Genomic DNA, 17971 nt, shown 5'->3' with positions numbered 1-17971 from the left:
GGATCATACCATAGGTCATCCTGCTCACTTCCTTTCACATACTACACATCATTTTAGAGAGAACCGTGGAACGTTCGATTGATGACATCGATCTGTTGTTCACGCGTCAGTTTAATGAAGTTGACTGCATAACCGGATACCCGAATCGTTAACTGTGGATATTGTTCTGGATGCTCCATGGCATCGAGTAACGTCTCACGGTCAAAGACGTTGACATTCAAATGGTGTCCTTTTGAAGTCGTACCACCCATATATCCGTCAAGTAATCCGACTGTATTGCGAATGCGTGTGGCTTCATCCTTACCAAGTGCTTTTGGCACGATCGAGAACGTGTAGGAAATCCCGTCGAGCGCATGTTCATATGGTAATTTTCCGACAGATGTCAGTGCGGCGACAGCTCCTCTAGTGTCACGTCCATGCATCGGGTTAGCACCAGGTGCGAATGGTTCACCCGCACGGCGTCCATCTGGCGTATTTCCTGTTTTTTTACCGTAGACGACGTTTGAAGTAATCGTCAGGACAGACTGCGTCGGAAGGGCATTGCGATACGTTGGATGTTTACGGATTTTCTCCATGAACAGTGTGACGAGATCGACCGCCATCTGATCTACCCGTTCATCGTTATTCCCGAACTTCGGAAACTCGCCTTCGATCTTGAAATCAACTGCAATCCCATCCGCATCTCGGATTGGACGAACTGTTGCGTAACGGATGGCAGATAGACTGTCAGCGACGACCGATAAACCAGCGATACCGCATGCCATCGTCCGTAAGATTTCTGGATCATGTAAAGCCATCTCAATCCGTTCGTAGCTGTACTTATCATGCATGTAGTGGATGACATTCAGTGTGTTGACGTACAGTTCTGCGAGCCAATCGAGTTGACGATCATAAGCCGCCATGACGGTTTCGTAATCGAGTACTTCATCAAGCATCAATGGACTTGCTGGGGCGACTTGGATTTTGAGCTTCTCGTCCATTCCGCCATTGATCGTATAAAGTAATGCTTTTGCCAGGTTTGCTCGCGCACCGAAGAACTGCATCTGTTTCCCGATCTTCATCGCGGAGACACAACAAGCGATGCCGTAATCATCTCCATAAACCGGTAACATCAAATCATCGTTTTCATATTGAATCGAGCTTGAAACGATCGACATCTTCGCACAGAATTCCTTGAATCCGCGTGGAAGCTGAGTAGACCAGAGAACGGTTAGATTCGGTTCCGGTGCCGGACCAAGTGTCGAGAGAGTGTGTAAGAAGCGGAATGAACTTTTCGTGACGTTTGATCGTCCATCTTCACTCATTCCACCGATTGATTCCGTTACCCACGTCGGATCACCTGAGAATAGATCGTTGTAGTCTGGTGTCCGTAAGAACTTAACGATCCGAAGCTTCATGACGAAATGATCGACGAGTTCTTGTGCAGTCTCTTCCGTCAAGCGACCAGCCGCAAGATCACGTTCGACATAAATATCAAGGAACGTCGAGACTCGACCGAGTGACATGGCTGCCCCGTTTTGCTCTTTGATGGCAGCAAGATAGGCAAGATAGACCCACTGGAATGCTTCTTGTGCTGTTTCTGCAGGGCGGGAGAGATCGAAACCATAGCGAGCTCCAAGCTCGGTCAATTCCGTTAATGCGCGCAACTGTTCATTCATCTCTTCACGGTCGCGAATCATCGATTCAGATAAGAACCCGCCACGTGCCTTTAAATCCTTCTTACGTTCTTCGATCAAGCGTGCCGTTCCGTACAAAGCAACACGACGATAGTCACCGATGATCCGTCCGCGACCATAAGCATCAGGTAATCCGGTGATAATACCGGCTTTACGTGCAGCGCGCATTTCAGGGGTATAGGCATCGAAAACCCCTTGGTTATGTGTCTTCCGGTACTCGCTGAAAGTTTTCGTGACGGTCTCGTCTGCTTCAAAGCCATACGCAGCTAGGGCATCATTCACCATCCGAATCCCACCGTTCGGATGAATCGAACGTTTAAACGGTTCGTCTGTCTGTAAACCGACGATTTTTTCAAGTGAGCGATTCAGATACCCTGCATCATGCGAGAGGATCGTTGATGGTGTTTTAGCATCGACGGCATATACACCACCACGTTGTCGTTCTTCATTCGTCAGCTGTAGAATTTGTTGCCAGAGACGTTCCGTTGCTTGCGTCGGACCGACTAAAAAGTGATCATCTCCTGTATATTCCGTGCGATTGAGTCGGATGAAGTCTGCGACATCGATCGTCTTTACCCATTCACCAGACGTAAAGCTTGCCCAGGCACTTGTTTTTTCTAATAACATGGATACCACTCCTTTAATATTGAGCTAATCATCAGTTCCTTATGTGAATAGTGTAACAAAAGGAAGGGGTGATTCCCTTTACGTTCATGTGAATGTTTTAACAAGTGGACAAACGTTGATATGATGGGCTTTCTTTATTTCTGTATTCATATGAAAATAGTTTTAAAAAAACAGTTTTAGATTGCTAATTCAAGGTTTTTTGGAAACTGTATGAGTTGATTTGAAAAAGATTCACTAGAACAGTTGAAACTGTGAGGAATGTCACGCTACGGTGCCTTGTATTTTTAAGACGTATCGTTGACAATGAAAAAGGGAATATAGAACGTGGAGGTGTGCCAAATGGAGTATGTATCATTAACACAACAAGGAGAGTATCAGTCGGGAGACTGGGTCTCGCTGAAAATCGGATCGGACGGTTCAACGCGAACGGGAATGATCACGGAATTCGAAAATGATGGATTCTGGATTCGATTTGAAGATGATTTTGATTATGAAGACTTTATCGGCTATGATGAATCGTATTGGATTGCGCTTGTTCGTCGTCCGGTTGACGTAAAAGCGACGTATGCGAGTCTTGCGGAGTACCCGGCACTCGCTGCAGAATTACAGGATCGTGTCATCCAAGGATTCGAGATTTTAGAAGAAGAAGCCGGTGAAAGCGAGATTCGATTCCACATTCGATTGCTCGACGCAGGAAATGAATATACACAGACATTACGGGGATACCGTGATGCATCAGGAGATCATGTCGAATACGTAACGGCATGATGGAATTAAGAGAGTAGGAGAAATCGTTATGAACTTTACAAAACCATTTTTACAGGAAGCATGGGAACGGGCGCGCTTTACCGAGTTGATGCCTGTTCAAGAACAAGCGATTCCGTTGTTGCGCGAAGGAAAAGATGTCCTGGCTGAAGCGCCAACAGGAACAGGGAAGACGCTTGCTTATGTCATTCCAGCTTTAGAAAAGATTGAAGTAGAAGAACCACACGTGCAAGTCGTGATCACGGCACCAACACGGGAACTCGTCATGCAAATTCATCAAGTCATTCAATTGTTTGCTCAAGGAAGTGGTATCAAATCCGGTGCATTCATTGGTGGTGTTGAATTAAAACGACAATATGAACGATTGAAGAAAAAACCACAAATCATTGTTGGTACACCTGGGCGTCTCGTTGAGTTGATCGATTCGAAGAAGCTAAAGATGCATAAGGTGAAATTGATCGTCTTGGACGAAGCGGATCAAATCTATGAGAGTGGTATGAGTGACTCGGCGACGCGAATCGCAAACAGTGCACTACGCGATCGTCAGTTAGCATTCGTCTCCGCGACATTGCCGGAACGGACAGCAGAATGGGGACGGACGCTTGCAAACAACCCTGAGACGATTCGGGTTGAGCGTGCCGTCAGCACACAAGTGACATTCGGTTATTTGGAGACTTCACGTCGTCAGAAGCCGGAATTGTTACGTCGCCTGGCGAACATGCAAGGATCAAAAGTACTGACATTCATCAACAACCGCTCCTTCCTCGGACCATTGAATGGTGAGTTGAGTAAATTCTCATTGAAATATCGGATTTTGGATGCTGAAAAAGGAAAACGAGAGCGAATGGAGACATTACGTTCTTACAAAAAAGGAGAGTTTCCTTTACTCGTCACGACAGGTCTTGCGGCACGTGGTCTAGATATCGAAGCAGTCACGCATGTCGTCCATTACGATTTACCGGAGTCGCTTGACGATTTCGTACACCGTTCAGGTCGGACGGGACGTGGAAATGCGAACGGAATGGTACTTGCTCTTGTTACGGATCAAGACTTAAAACACTTAAAAACACTTGCGAAGCAAATGGGCGTCGAGATGGAAGCAATGGAAATTTACCGTGGGGAAGTCATTCCAAAACGTGAATTCACAGCACCTCAGACGATTAAACGACCGGCTACTCCTCACCGGAAAGGGCGATCGAAATGAAGAACGATCGAAAAGTAATTCCGTTTCCGACGACGGTTTCTGAAGCGGAAATGAATGCAGCCTTGAAGAAGATGTATCAAGAAGCAGCGACAGCACGTAGTACGGATTGGGTCGCTTTCATAGAAGAGATTGCAACGGAGGGACGTTGGTATTTAAAAGATGCTGAGTTGTTCCGGGACTTATTCGTAGATTGGGCCATCTTCTATGAGACGGATGATCAAGGAAAAACGCCGCACGGTCGTTTTCTTGAGCAGGTCAAAGAAGAGTTATCGCCTAGCCTCTATCGTGCCTTGCGTGGATTAGCGGACCCGATGCCCTCGCTGTTTCAAGTCGAGGCGGATGGTGTCGTTGATTTGATGTCAAAACAGACGTATCAAACGGATTTGTCTGAGATTGAAGTCGAACCAGGTGATTTGTTGATTGGAAAACTGCTCTACATTTCTGGGAAGTGGCGCTTTGCGATTGCCTACATGAAAGTAGCGCGCGCACTGGTACCAGAAGTCCTCGCTTTGTTGACAGATTTCGTGGATGAAGTAGGAGAAGACGCGTTGCTTCGCCAGTACCCTGAGTTTTGTGCGGAATTGATCGACTTACTCCTCGATATCGAAGAAGGCAACATTGCGCCGAGACCAGAAGAATAATCGAAAAAACCTAGGACACATGACCGATTATGATCAATGTGTTCTAGGTTTTTTTTTCAAGAATCTGCTCGATATAGGGCGACATCGTTTTTATCCCGATGTTTCACGCGATACATGGCAAGGTCGGCTTGCTTTAAGCATGTTTCAAGATCAGCTTTATGACACGCGGTCACACCGATGCTTGCAGAGACGAATAAGGATTGTCCTTTATAGACGTAAGGACGTCTTAAAAAGTGTAAGAAGGATTTACATTTTCGACGTAAGGACAGTTCATCATCGGCGTGTAAGAGGATCGCGAACTCATCTCCACCAAGTCGATACACCTGTTCTAAAGAATTCGTATGCTCGCTCAATCGTTTCGCGACCTCGATCAATACGTAATCACCTGCTTCATGACCATACGTATCATTGACTTGCTTAAAACCGTCTAAATCGACTACCGCAAGATAATTCATCTCGAGGAGATGGTTCGAAAAATCTCGCTCTAACGAACGACGGTTTCCGATACTTGTCAAGGCGTCATGGTAGGCGTGGTATTCGATCCGTTTTTGCCGGAGCTTTCGTTCAGTGACGTCATGTAAAATCGTGAAACGTCCCATCGAGGTGGCAGCAATTTGAATCGGAATATCAATGATCTCATATCGTCTATGTTGTTCATCTTCATACTCATCGATATCTGTCTCAAGTGTTTCTAATAGGTGACGCATCGTACGAGGAATATGTTCAATCGTCATGTCGGGTAAATGAAACAGACGTTGGGCAGCTAAGTTCGCGTATAGTGCCGTTCCGGATTGATCGAGTCGAATCATCGGATCAGGGTGACCGAGAAAGAGTGGGATGACTTGCTGTTCGCTATCTTTAATTTGTTGTTTTCGATGTTCGATGCGTGAAGCGAGTTGTTCATTCCGTTCGTGTAATTGTGCGACGATCAACCCATGCTGACGAGCAATCAAGATTTGTCGAATGATTAGTAAAACTAAAATGATAAAGATATCGAGCTTTCCGCCTTCTCGTTCCACCATGTAATGAATGAATAAAGGAACGGCCAGTAGAGGGAGCCAGGAACGGGGAATGACCGTCGTTCGAGTGGTTCCTTCTTCGATATGATCAATATGCCATAGAATAGCTGCACTTTGCACCAAACGGATCAAGATCGGGAAAAACAATAGATAATTCGCTGAGAAGTCCGGGAAATAAACACTTGAGACTTCGTAGATACCGCGAATAAAAATGGATAAAAACAATAAGAACAATGCCATCCTTGATACCCAATGGGTTTCTTGGATGAACGTGAAATAGAAGAAAACGAATAAACCGAGTGATGTATTCGTGATGACGATGATGGCATAAGGAACAGTTTGCAGTCCAGGATTCGTCAATTCATTGAGGACGTGAAACGCGACAAGTCCAATGAAAACGACGATGATCGCGGCATCGACGAAAGCGAGTACGTGTTGTCCGAGTGTCCGTTTTGTGATGATTCGGTAAAAAATCGCGTATAAGAATACGTAATGGGATATTGAAAATAAAATTAGGCTATAAATAGATGGAACTGGAAAGTCTGGATTGAAGAAATGTAATGTCTCAAGAACGGAACCGATACAGGATAAAACTAGTGATCCTAAAGCGATCAGCCAGAATTTTCGTCTTGGTACGACTAATGCTTGTTCCTTACGATAAGCAGTAAGAATAAAATAAGCAATCAATCCAAGAGAGGCATACTGTAGTACTTGTTCAACGATCCGATTAGAGATGGAAGGGGTCCATGTGGCAAGGATCATTAGAGCAAAAGACATGACGAGCATGGCAGGAAACCAACGGATGAAATAGTTCGATTTAAGCATGGACTCCCTCCTAACGTTTAATTTGAGTAGCGAACAAAAAATTGTTTTTTTCGGTCTTCTTAATATGGTACATGGCTTCATCTGCTCGAATCAATAATTGTTCTGAGCTTTTACCATCTTCAGGGTATAAGGAAATTCCGATTGATGGTGTGACTTGAAGCGTATGTGTCTGAATATAGAACGGATGATTTAGAACTTCGAGAACGTGTTCGGCAAACTGACGTGTTTCCGAAGCAGATGCCTGAATGAAGATCAAGAACTCATCTCCTCCAAGACGTGCAACGAGATCAGTTGACGTCGTCATCGATTGAAGGCGGCTCGCCGTCTCTTGTAACACTAGGTCACCAACATCATGCCCATAAGTGTCATTGATTTGTTTGAAACCGTCTAAATCAATGAATAGTAAGGAGCCGTATTCTAACGTCGGCAGAGTTAGATAAAGTTGTTCCTCGAAGTAACGTCGGTTTGGCAAATGCGTGAGCGAATCATGATACCCCATACGTTCTAGCCATACTTCCTGTTGATAATCTTCCGTGATATCCGCCAAGATGACGAAATAGCGCTGGTGATCCGGGATATCGATGATTGTCGTATTCAAAAAGATTTCCGGATGTTCCTCCGTGGCCGGTACATGTAGCAAATGAGAGGGATAAATCAGCTGCGCTTGTTGAATCAATGGAATGAGTCGATCGAGTTGTAGCCGTTGGCTCGGTCCGAGCGGTAAATCGCTCCATCCAGCTTCGACAGCAGCTGGATTGACAGATCGAATCTGATACGTAGCATCGATTTCAAGAACAACTTCTGGATAAGATAGAAAAAGCGACGTTAGTTCTTTTTCACGTAACTGTAAGAGTGCTGTCTTTTGATGGACGATGTCTTCTAGATTCGTTTGCAATGCTGTTGTTTCCTGTAACAACCGCAGATTTTCCTGATATGAAAAAAGCTGTCGTGTTAAAAATAATAAAAACGTAATGCCGACGGAAAGTGAGAAAAAGGTTTGGGAGACAGGGAAGAATGTAATATAGAGAATCAGTACAGATAATAAGATGTACGACATCAAGGAACGCGTAAGTGTTTCGACCCGAAGAAGAGTTGCTTGTTGTTCATGACTGATGGGAAGAGCGCGAGTATTCATGAAGGCAAGGATGAAGAGTCCGCTGAGTGGGTATAGCGGAAGCAATAAACCAGCCATTCGCGGTTCACCGTTCAATAACAACGTATAAAAAATAAAGTTCGTCATACCGAGCACGAACGTTCCGAGTACGAGAAAGAGGAATCCTAATCTCGATACGTTTCGCTTTAGTCCAGAAGCATAAAGTAAGAAAAAGAACAGCGTCAACAGAATCGTCAAGAAGGCATAGAAGGTCCAACTGATTTGCTCGAGCACCGTTCGCGTATAAGAGGGGACAAAGCGGAAAATAGCGATGTATCCAGCAATCATCGATACAGTGAACAATGTTAAAGAATCAAGAATCAATAATTTTTGTTTTTGAAACAAAGTCAAATCCAACTGCCGAAATAAGAAGATGACTATCATCGTTAAATGAACCGTGTAAGGCAAATCCAGTAAGACGTTCAGGTTAACAGCGTTCCATTGAAAAAGACGACCAATCATATTGAGGAAATCGCCTAGAAAATACGAGAAAAAGGCGACCGATAACCATTTATATGGAATGGAAGATTGTTTGAAAGCCTTCGATTGACTAAGTAGGAAAATGACGAAAGAACCGACTAGACTAATGATCGCTGAAAGTTGTAACGAGCGATCTTGTGGTAATAGCCAGAGCAGGGTGTACGTGACAACTAAGTAGAATGCGACGGTAGGGTAGATGTTTTGAACGATCCGTTTCACCGGAACTCCTCCTTTCGCAAGCCTTCCATAAAAACGAAATATGCTATAACATTACCCGATATTTAGTTTGAATTCACATTTATTTTCAGATTTAAAATGAAAATAAGAGGTGATTCCCATTTCATGAAAAAAGCGGGGTTCTTCTTTAAGGAAGAACTCCGCTTATCGAAATTATTGATTAGATTGACGATAGTTTTCAAATGCCTCGATTTTTTCAGAAAGGTACGTCCAATACTCCATCCGTTCATCAAGCATCGCTTTCGTTTTTTCAATGGCTTGATACAGTTCATTGACTTTACCAAGATCGCTTCCTGCCGAAGCAAGTTCGGCTTCTAATTGCTCCAGTTCTGTCTCACTTTCTTCGATTTGTTGTTCAATGATTGCCCAATCTTGTTGTTCCTGATAACTTAGTTTTTTTGGCGTCTCTATCTTTGGTGCTGTAGCAACCTCAACCGTCTTTTCAACAACGATTGATGGAACGGGTGCTGTCATTTGCTCAAGATAGTCTGTATATTGTCCATAATAAAAGACGACATTCCCGTCTTCAAATGCAATCAAGCGATTGACGACCCGGTCGAGGAAGTAGCGATCGTGGCTGACCGTGATGACGGTGCCTGGGAATGATTCTAAATAATCTTCGAGGACGGATAACGTCTCAGTATCCAAGTCGTTCGTCGGCTCATCAAGGAAGAGGACGTTTGGTTCTTCCATCAAAATCGTCAACAATTTCAGACGTCGTTTTTCGCCGCCGGAAAGCTTACCGATTTGTTTATATTGGGCTTCCGGTTTAAAGAGAAACTGTTCGAGCATCTGACTTGCCGTGATCTCCTCACCAGCGAGTGTCGTGATGACTTTTGCGATCCGTTCGACCTCATCGATGACACGGCGTTCGGGATGCGTGAACTCGGCAAATTGCCCATAAAAGCCGATCTTCACCGTTTCGCCGTGAATGATTTCACCGGTTGTTGGTTCTAAGCGTTGCGCAAGGATTGAAAGAAGTGTTGATTTTCCACTCCCGTTTCGCCCTACGATGCCATACCGTTCTTTCCGTCCAATCAGAGCGTTAAACGATTCAAAAAGGGTCCGTTCACCAAATCGATGGGAGACGTCATGCGCTTCGATGACTTTTTTACCAAGACGGGTCGAACCGACCTGTACTTCGAGTGTTGATTCTTCTTCCTCGTACGAGAGGTCTTGTAAAGCATCCACGCGCTGGATCCGAGCTTTTTGTTTCGTCGTCCGCGCCTTTGCTCCGCGACGCAACCAGGCGAGTTCGCGACGGAGGATGTTTTGACGTTTTTCTTCCATAGATGCTGTCCGTTCACGACGTTCGGCACGTTTCTCAAGAAACGATTCATAGTTTCCGACATAGAAATAAGCCGTACCGTTCGCGATCTCCATCATATGATTCGTCACACGATTCAAGAAATAGCGATCGTGGGTAATCAGTAGAATCGCACCACGGTATTCCTTGATTTGAGTCTCAAGCCAACTGATCGTCTCAGCATCGAGTTCGTTCGTCGGCTCATCGAGCAGGAGAAGATCGGCTTCATCAAGTAAAGCTTCAGCGAGTCCGACACGCTTGCGTTGTCCTCCGGAAAGCGAGCCGATCAACGCGTTCAAGTCGAGGATACCGAGTTTGTTTAAAATCATTTTTAAGCGTGATTCCGTGTCCCAAGCTTGCGCAGCATCGACTTCTGTCTGAGCAATGATGAAGCGATTGAGTAACGTTTCACTCGTCGGATCTTGTTCGAGTGCTAGACGCGCCGTTTCATAGTGACGTAAGGCGTTAATCGTTGGTGTATCACCAGACAATAGTACTTCCATGACCGTTTGGTCTTCCGGATAATCGGTCGTTTGCGATAGCAAGCGGACCCGATAATCATTCGGGTGATGCATCGTACCAGCGTCTGCCGTCTCTTTACCTGCCAAGATATGCAGGAGAGTCGACTTACCGGTACCATTGACGCCGATGATGCCAATCCGGTCGCCAGGTGAGACGGAGAATGTCACATCTTCGAAGACGATTTTATCGGCAAATTCTTTTTTGAGATTTTCTGCTTTCATTAACATATTAGACACCTTCTACAATCTGTTTGATTTGCTGTTCGACTGTTTGGACGAGTTCTTTCTGTGTCATCGTACTCGGATCAATCGACGGTAAGATCGTAACGTCGACCGTGGCAGGGCGAATCTTACCCGTTTCCTCCATGACACGATAACTTCCCGAAATTGCGACGGGTACGACGCGAGCACCACTTGAGGTCGCGAGTGTGAAGCTTCCCGCTTTGAACTCCGCCATTGGACCGCCTTTGGAGCGTGTTCCTTCCGGGAAGATGATCATCGATTGTCCGTCCTTGATCGTCTCGACACCAGAACGAATCGCTTTCAGCGATTGGCGTCGATCTTTTCGATCAATCATGACACATCCCATCAGATTCATCCAAACATTGACGATCGGAATTTTATTCACTTCGATTTTTGAGATGAATGCTTTCGGTTTATCGATTGTTCCAAGTAGAATCGGAACATCGAAGTTCCCTTGGTGATTCGAGATGAAGACGACGGGTTCGTTTGCCGGGATATGCTCACGACCCGTCACGTTGACACGAACGCCAGCGAGTCGGAGAAGAGAGTTTGCCCAGGCACTTGCTACACGCTGGACGAATGCATAGCGCGCGAGGTGCGTTCGACGTTTTGCACTAGGTAAAAACGGTAAGGTACAGGGTAAGACAAGTCCAAAATAAATGAACCATATGACAGTACGTATCATGGTGAAGTGACAGCTCCTTTTTTCATTGCTGATGTTATTGTACAAAAAAAGACCGGGCGTCGCACCCAGTCTGCGTGATTATTCCCAGTAACGAGGCTCAGATTCCTCTTCGCTTTCTCCAAGTTCAAAGGTGAGGCGACGTGTCGTCGGATCAACAGAGAACGTGGCGTTCGTATTGTCGATCTGTTTGATTTCCATCGTTTCCTCATCCAAAATGAGAGTCAAGCGGACCTTATCTTCGTGATCTACGAGCAGTACGCCATCTTCCTTCAACCATAAATCGATGACAGGAGAGTAGCGAAGTGTCCAACCGTTTGATAAAGGGATTTCGTTCATAATGAATCTGTTCCTCCTAGGTGATGAAATCGTGTTCTTTACTTATCATGCTGGTCTGTCGCGGAGAATGCAAGTGGTGTACTCGAATCTCGATGAGGATAGCCGATTTGATAAGATTGTTCTCGTTTCTTCATCCGTTCGTACTGTTTTTTGACACGACGGTGTTGAATGTATTCAATGTAAGTCAGATAGGACGTACGGATCAACTGGCGGATCGATGATAGTGACAGACAAATCGCTAGTGTAAAGACGAACACACCGATCGAACTCGTATAATAACCGGTAACAAAACTTAAGTATGTAGTGATGAGACCCGTAATCGTCGTAAATAAGTAGAAGAGCACGTCCGTTTCCTCCTCAAAAATTAAAATGATGGCATGTTCATTTAATTCGAGGTCAAACGCAATTTTCCTTTATCGTCCTGTAAATGTCCGGAAAAAATAAAAAATCCACACGGAAGGTGTAGATTTTAAGGGCGATCGATTTGCTGAAGCGCTGGTGTCTTCGGTGTCATATCCGTACTGTTCGATCCTTCTGCGAAGACAATTCCAATCGTAGCAAGGAACGCAAAAAATGCAAAAACCAATGTTTTCGTGAAGCGTCGTGCGAACGAACGCGATTGAATGTTATGAAACATTTTTATCCCCCATATTTACCTAAACTAAACCTTCTTTTTCCTGTTATTTAATCATATATCTTTTTTTCAAAAAAATCACGCAAATGTGTTCCGTTCACAAATATGTCACAACTGTCACCATTGTGTCGATATCAGAGATGAATGGAAAAAGAGTATAGTATGGTAGGGAAAGAACAGCAGAACGATTCACAAGAACTGGAATCGATTCAAGTACAGAGAGGAGATGACCCGAAATGGGATTACGCGCAGGACAGGTTGTCACATTAAAAGTAGAACGCGAAGCAGAGTTCGGAGTGTTTCTGACAGATGGAAATGAAGACGTGTTGTTGCATAACAATGAACAAACACGGAAAGTAGCCCTCGATGAAGAGGTAGAAGTCTTCTTGTATCAAGATAATGAAGGGCGTCTAGCATCATCGATGACGATTCCAGAAGCTTCATTTGAAGACTATGTCAAGACGACGATTAATGGAACACGCTATAACACAGGAGTGTTCGCGAACATCGGTATTCAAAAAGACGTTCTCGTCTCACTCGACGATTTGCCGCAGCGCCGGATGTTCTGGCCAGAAGAAGGCGATCAACTCTTCATTCGTCTGAAACATGATCAGAAGCTTCGGTTACTCGGAGACCCTGCACCTTATGCATACTTCAACTTACGTGCGAAGCCAGCTCCAGAGGAGTGGAACAACATGGACGTCGAAGGTCTCGTCTTCTCACAACGTGAACCAGGCGTTAACGTCTGGGTCAACGATCAATCGATCGGATTCTTGCATGAACGTGAGATGGAACGTTGGCCGCGTCTTGGAGAAGTCTTGAAATTACGAGTGACAAATGTAAAACCAGATGGTACAGTATTACTTTCAGCACGACCACGTGCCTTTGAAGCCATTGATACAGACGCGGAGTTGATTCTGAACCATCTACTTGAACATGATGGTCAGATGCCGTATGGTGATAAGACAGCTCCCGAGACGATCGATGAAGTATTCGGTCTCAGCAAGGCAGCATTCAAACGAGCGCTCGGTCGCCTGTTGAAAGATAAAAAAATAGAAAAAAATGAAACGGGTATTCGGTTGACGAAATAATCGGACCGAGTAAGCCTGCGTTTCGAATAGATAGTAAGGAATTCATCATTTTGGTGGTTGCGGCTGGTTTGATTACCGGCGACCATTTACTGAATATACCCCATCACTAGTGGGGGCACGCGATGACGTACATCGCACGGTCCGGGCACTTCGCCTTTCCCTCGCCCTTATGGCAACGATTATGATGGTGACTTCCCTAAACATTATTATAAGAGAAACCACTCTATCTTTATGTGATAGATTCTGTTATAATAGGTAGTCGATTGTATTCGTTACGGTAGCGTCTGTTTAGTGGCAGACGCTTTTCATATGACAAAGGAGAGTATTTAGCATTGACAACATTTCGTGAATTAAATCTTAGTGAGGCACTTATCAAAGGTGTCCTAAAAATGGGCTTCGAAGAAGCAACACCAATCCAAGCAGAAACAATTCCAGTCGGACTCAGCGGCGTTGACTTAATTGGTCAAGCACAAACAGGTACTGGTAAAACTGCAGCATTCGGTATCCCAACAATCGAGCGTCTTGACGCAAAATCACGCAACATCCAAGCGTTGATTCTTGCTCCAACACGTGAGCTCGCAATCCAAGTAGCAGAAGAATTGAACCGGATCGGTGAAGTAAAACGCGTTCATGCACTTCCTGTTTACGGCGGTCAGCAAATCGATCGTCAAATCCGCGCACTTCGCAAAAATCCACAAATCGTCGTTGCGACACCAGGACGTTTGATGGACCACATGAACCGTAAGACGTTGAACCTCGATCACGTTCAAACGGTCATCCTTGACGAAGCAGATGAGATGTTGAACATGGGATTCGTCGAAGACATCGAGAAAATCCTCGGTGCACTTCCTGAAACACGTCAAACACTCTTATTCTCAGCAACGATGCCACCACAAATTCGTAAAATCGCAGATCGTTTCATGACGACTCCGACACACATCAAAGTCAAAGCAAAAGAAATGACAGTTGAAAACATCGACCAGTCATTCATCGAATTGAAAGAAAGCCAAAAATTCGACGTTCTTTGCCGTTTGATCGACACGGATTCTCCGGAACTCTCAATTATCTTCGGTCGTACGAAAAAACGTGTTGACGAAATGACTGAAGGTTTGATCCAACGTGGATACACAGCTGACGGTTTACACGGTGACTTAACACAAGCAAAACGTGACCAAGTCATCCGTCGTTTCAAAAAAGGAACGATTGATATCCTCGTCGCGACAGACGTTGCAGCACGTGGTCTTGACATCTCTGGTGTCACACACGTCTACAACTTCGACGTCCCACAAGATCCAGAGAGCTATGTTCACCGGATCGGTCGTACGGGTCGTGCTGGTAAAACAGGATCGGCTGTCACATTCGTTACACCACGTGAATTCGGTCAAATCAAAACAATCGAACGTGTCACGAACAAAAAAATGTCACGTCGTCATGCACCAACACTTGATGAAATCTTAGAAGGCAACTTGAAGCTTGCTGCACAAGAACTCATCAAACGCGTTGAAGCAAAAGACTCAAAAGAATATACGACACTTGCACAAGAACTCTTAGAAGAGTACGAAGCAGTGGAACTTCTTTCAGCAGCACTTAAAGGATTGACGAAAGAGCCGGATGCAACACCAGTCCAAATCTCTTCAATCGAACCAATCCGCGTGAAACGTTTCGGTAGCAACGGTGGTGGAAACCGTCGTCCTTACGGAAACAAAGGTGGAAGTGGAAGCGGCAACCGCAGTGGCGGATACCGTGGAAACAACCCACGCGGTGGCGAGCGTCGTGAAGGTGGTCGTTCATCTTCTTCATCAGATCGTCGTGAAGGCGGTTATGCTGGACGTAGCAACCGTAGCGAAAGCGATCGTAACCGTGGTGGACGTAAACCACGTTTTGAAAAGTAAACGATTCGAACCGATTTGTCACAGACAAGTCGGTTCTTTTTTATGATTTATCTGAGCGGTCATGATAAAATGAGCCATGAACGATAGGGAGAGGGCTGAATCATTCGTGTATACCATTTATGTAGCAGCATCCGTCTGTCTCGTTGCACTGATCGTCGCGACGAAAAAGATTTGTGAGCGGACGACAAAAGGACATTTTCGTTATATTCCGTTGGCGACCTTATTATTTGGCGGCATCATCTTTCTTGTGCTAGCCATCGGTAAGGGAGGAGCCGTCGGAATCCAATACGGTGTCCTGAGTATCATCTACTTGACGGCGACATTCGGTGTGTACTTGTATATCGCATTGCGAAAAGATACGACGTTATCGTAAAACAGGGGCTCTCTCGTTACAGAGAGGCTCTTTTTTTGTTAAGATAGAACAAGAGTACAAGGGGGGAATAGAATGGATGCATTAGATGTCATCGTTCATCCCGAAGAGATAGAGGCATGGTTTCAACCGATCGTAGGCGCTGCCCCTTTTAAGGTGGAAGGGTATGAAATCCAGTCCCATTTTCGTGGAGAACCGTTAAAACCATTTTTTCAGGAAGACGATGTTCCAATCGAGTATCAACTCGAAGTCATGGGGCATGTCGTCCGTCAAGCATTCCAAAAAGTACCCTCCGATGCACAAGCGTTTATTCTGATCCGTTGTCGTCCAGCTTGGCTGTTTGATAACGGTGGGGAGGACTTCTTGCATGTCTTACGGACGGTCGACTCGTCGTTTCCAAAAGAGCGGATGTACGTTACTTTGACGGATGTCCAAGTCGATGATTTTGACCGTCTGGGTCGGATCGTCGCGTATTACCAGAACTCTGGACTGAAGGTAGCGCTGGACCGTGCGGAAGCAACGAGTCTTGAACGTGTCTTTTCGATGTCGCCGGATATGTTGATCGTCGATTTATCCTCCATGATTGAAAAAAAGACCGTCTCAGCGTCGTATCCACATCTCTTACAGACGATGGAGCATCTTTGCGACCAGCTTGGAGCGCCACTTTTGTATAAGAATATCAGTCATCTCGGTCAACTTCGGTATGCGTGGCAACACGGAGGACGTTACTACATGGGGAATCTACTTGGAGAAGCATCACCTGAATGGGTCATGACCTGTCCTGGTATGGAAGTGTTGATCCATGAAGTCCCGATGTTTTATAAATATGATCGCGAGCAGATGAATCGCTTGTTTCAGCTAGAGCAAGACTGGACGGTTCGATTTAATGAAGATTGTCAGTCCTTGAAGCCGGAGCAAGATCTCGATCAATGGTTGCTGACGCTCGCCCGGAAGATGGAGCCGGAATTCATACGGTTTTATATCACGGATGCGAATGGATTCCAACAATCTTCAAACGTCAGTAAAAAGAGTGGGGAGTGGAAACTGTATTCCTTCTACAAAGGGTACAACTGGAGTTTCCGTCCTTACTTCATCCGGACGACGGTAGCGATGGAACGACGACATAGTGGATATTTATCCGAACGGTACGTCGACTTCAGCTCGAGTGAACAAACGCGGACATTTAGTATGCCGCTCAGTAATGGGATGTTCTTATTTGCGGATATCTCTGCAGATTATCTATATCAAGAACGATTGAGTGAATGAGGAGGAAATGAAAGTGTTAGATTATGATTACGAGGCATTACGAGAAATTGGACGAATCGTCGCCATGGCACGCGATGAGATGGCGGATGCCGTCAAACCGGGAATCACGACGAAGGAACTCGATGACATCGGAGCACGCATCCTGAAGGAACAGGGAGCAGAGTCTGCTCCAATCGTCATGTACGATTTCCCAGGAGCGACATGTATCAGTGTCAACGATATCGCAGCACACGGTATTCCAGGGAAGTATGTCATTCAAGAAGGTGATATCGTCAATGTTGATGTCTCGGCTGTGAAGAACGGTTACTACTCGGACACAGGGAAGACGGTCATCGCTGGAGAAGCAAAACGTCCGGAAGATGTCCGACTCGTTGAAGTGTCATTGACGGCGCTTGAGAAAGGACTTGAAAAAGTCAAAGCCGGAACGAAGGTCAACCAGATTGGAAAAGCAATCTATGCCGAAACGCGTAAGAGCGGCTTCACGGTCATCCGTAACTTAGCGGGACATGGTCTCGGTAAGACACTTCATGGTGAGCCAGAATCCATCTCGAACTACTTCAATCGTGAAGAGAATGATTTGTTGAAGGAAGGCCAAGTCATCGCTGTCGAGACGTTCATTTCAACAGGAGATGAGTTCTGTATCGAAGATGAGCGGGACGGTTGGACGTTATACACACCGAACCGGAGCCTCGTCTCACAATTCGAGCACACGGTCGTCGTCTTGAAGGACGGGTATGAGATTTTGACGAAAGTCGAAGGCAAAGAATCGTTCTAAGAAAAGCTCATATAGTAAAACACGAGAAGGGGGCTGACTCAAAAGTCAGTTTCCACAAAGGTAAGGGTGGCAGAATGATAATCTGCCACCCTTATTTCATAACAAAAAGAATGACGCGTTTCACGCAACTCCTACAGGAAAAAGCGCATCTTTGCGCTGTCAGAGACAAACAAGACCCGCTTTCCTGCTTGAATAAGGCAGGAAAGCGGGCTTGTGTCTCGACCG

General features: G+C 45.4%; 16 protein-coding genes. 8 read left to right on the top strand and 8 right to left on the bottom strand.

Annotation, left to right across the window (positions count from 1 at the left end; translation table 11 throughout):
* Window positions 1-53: 53 nt before the first annotated feature.
* A complete protein-coding gene (gene pflB / locus F8N00_RS07795; protein WP_058713985.1) occupies window positions 54-2303 on the bottom strand; it encodes a formate C-acetyltransferase in 2250 nt (749 codons plus the stop codon).
* 339 nt (window positions 2304-2642) lie between these two features.
* Between pflB and F8N00_RS07790 the strand changes: the two genes are divergently transcribed.
* From F8N00_RS07790 to F8N00_RS07780, 3 genes are read left to right on the top strand one after another with little or no spacing between them, the layout of a single operon-like run.
* Complete coding sequence (locus F8N00_RS07790; RefSeq protein ID WP_023467265.1) at window positions 2643-3071, top strand: hypothetical protein; 429 nt, start codon at window positions 2643-2645, stop codon at window positions 3069-3071.
* A 28-nt stretch (window positions 3072-3099) separates the two neighbouring features.
* Window positions 3100-4272 (top strand): DEAD/DEAH box helicase, encoded by a 1173-nt coding sequence (locus F8N00_RS07785; RefSeq protein WP_023467266.1) that lies wholly within the window; start codon window positions 3100-3102, stop codon window positions 4270-4272.
* Entirely contained in the window at window positions 4269-4913 is a 645-nt protein-coding gene (locus tag F8N00_RS07780; RefSeq protein WP_023467267.1) for a hypothetical protein, read from the top strand. Before F8N00_RS07785 ends, F8N00_RS07780 begins: the two co-directional genes overlap by 4 nt.
* A gap of 56 nt (window positions 4914-4969) precedes the next feature.
* Here F8N00_RS07780 and F8N00_RS07775 read toward each other — a convergent pair whose 3' ends face one another.
* From F8N00_RS07775 to F8N00_RS07745, 7 genes are all read right to left on the bottom strand, one after another.
* On the bottom strand, window positions 4970-6757 hold the full coding sequence (locus F8N00_RS07775; protein ID WP_035398791.1) for a GGDEF domain-containing protein: 1788 nt from the start codon (window positions 6755-6757) through the stop codon (window positions 4970-4972).
* 10 nt (window positions 6758-6767) lie between these two features.
* Window positions 6768-8609, bottom strand: a complete 1842-nt coding sequence (locus F8N00_RS07770) for a diguanylate cyclase domain-containing protein (RefSeq protein ID WP_421017993.1) — start codon at window positions 8607-8609, stop codon at window positions 6768-6770.
* A gap of 171 nt (window positions 8610-8780) precedes the next feature.
* The gene (locus tag F8N00_RS07765; protein WP_421017992.1) at window positions 8781-10682 is read right to left on the bottom strand and encodes an ABC-F family ATP-binding cassette domain-containing protein; all 1902 of its coding nucleotides are present in this window, start codon (window positions 10680-10682) and stop codon (window positions 8781-8783) included.
* A 1-nt stretch (window position 10683) separates the two neighbouring features.
* Complete coding sequence (locus F8N00_RS07760; RefSeq protein WP_029340873.1) at window positions 10684-11382, bottom strand: lysophospholipid acyltransferase family protein; 699 nt, start codon at window positions 11380-11382, stop codon at window positions 10684-10686.
* 78 nt (window positions 11383-11460) lie between these two features.
* Window positions 11461-11718, bottom strand: a complete 258-nt coding sequence (locus F8N00_RS07755; RefSeq protein WP_023467272.1) for a hypothetical protein — start codon at window positions 11716-11718, stop codon at window positions 11461-11463.
* 38 nt (window positions 11719-11756) lie between these two features.
* A complete protein-coding gene (locus F8N00_RS07750) occupies window positions 11757-12062 on the bottom strand; it encodes a hypothetical protein (RefSeq protein ID WP_023467273.1) in 306 nt (101 codons plus the stop codon).
* A 125-nt stretch (window positions 12063-12187) separates the two neighbouring features.
* A complete protein-coding gene (locus tag F8N00_RS07745; RefSeq protein WP_023467274.1) occupies window positions 12188-12355 on the bottom strand; it encodes a hypothetical protein in 168 nt (55 codons plus the stop codon).
* A gap of 233 nt (window positions 12356-12588) precedes the next feature.
* Between F8N00_RS07745 and F8N00_RS07740 the strand changes: the two genes are divergently transcribed.
* The 5 genes from F8N00_RS07740 (at window position 12589) to map (ending at window position 17746) form a co-directional block, all read left to right on the top strand.
* Window positions 12589-13443, top strand: coding sequence for a CvfB family protein (locus F8N00_RS07740; protein WP_023467275.1), 855 nt, complete (start codon window positions 12589-12591; stop codon window positions 13441-13443).
* Window positions 13444-13775: 332 nt separating this feature from the next.
* Entirely contained in the window at window positions 13776-15335 is a 1560-nt protein-coding gene (locus tag F8N00_RS07735; RefSeq protein ID WP_035398788.1) for a DEAD/DEAH box helicase, read from the top strand.
* Between the two features lie 106 nt (window positions 15336-15441).
* Complete coding sequence (locus tag F8N00_RS07730; RefSeq protein ID WP_023467277.1) at window positions 15442-15708, top strand: hypothetical protein; 267 nt, start codon at window positions 15442-15444, stop codon at window positions 15706-15708.
* 72 nt (window positions 15709-15780) lie between these two features.
* Window positions 15781-16971 carry an EAL-associated domain-containing protein gene (locus tag F8N00_RS07725; RefSeq protein ID WP_421017991.1) on the top strand — a complete coding sequence of 397 codons (1191 nt, stop codon included), beginning with the start codon at window positions 15781-15783 and terminating at the stop codon, window positions 16969-16971.
* 13 nt (window positions 16972-16984) lie between these two features.
* Window positions 16985-17746, top strand: coding sequence for a type I methionyl aminopeptidase (gene map / locus F8N00_RS07720; RefSeq protein WP_023467279.1), 762 nt, complete (start codon window positions 16985-16987; stop codon window positions 17744-17746).
* The last annotated feature ends 225 nt before the right edge of the window (window positions 17747-17971 follow it).

This window comes from Exiguobacterium sp. A1_3_1 (assembly GCF_048985645.1).
GTDB lineage: Bacteria > Bacillota > Bacilli > Exiguobacteriales > Exiguobacteriaceae > Exiguobacterium_A > Exiguobacterium_A indicum.
Note: the sequence above shows the minus strand (reverse complement) of the source record. Positions and strands in the feature narration are given on the sequence as shown.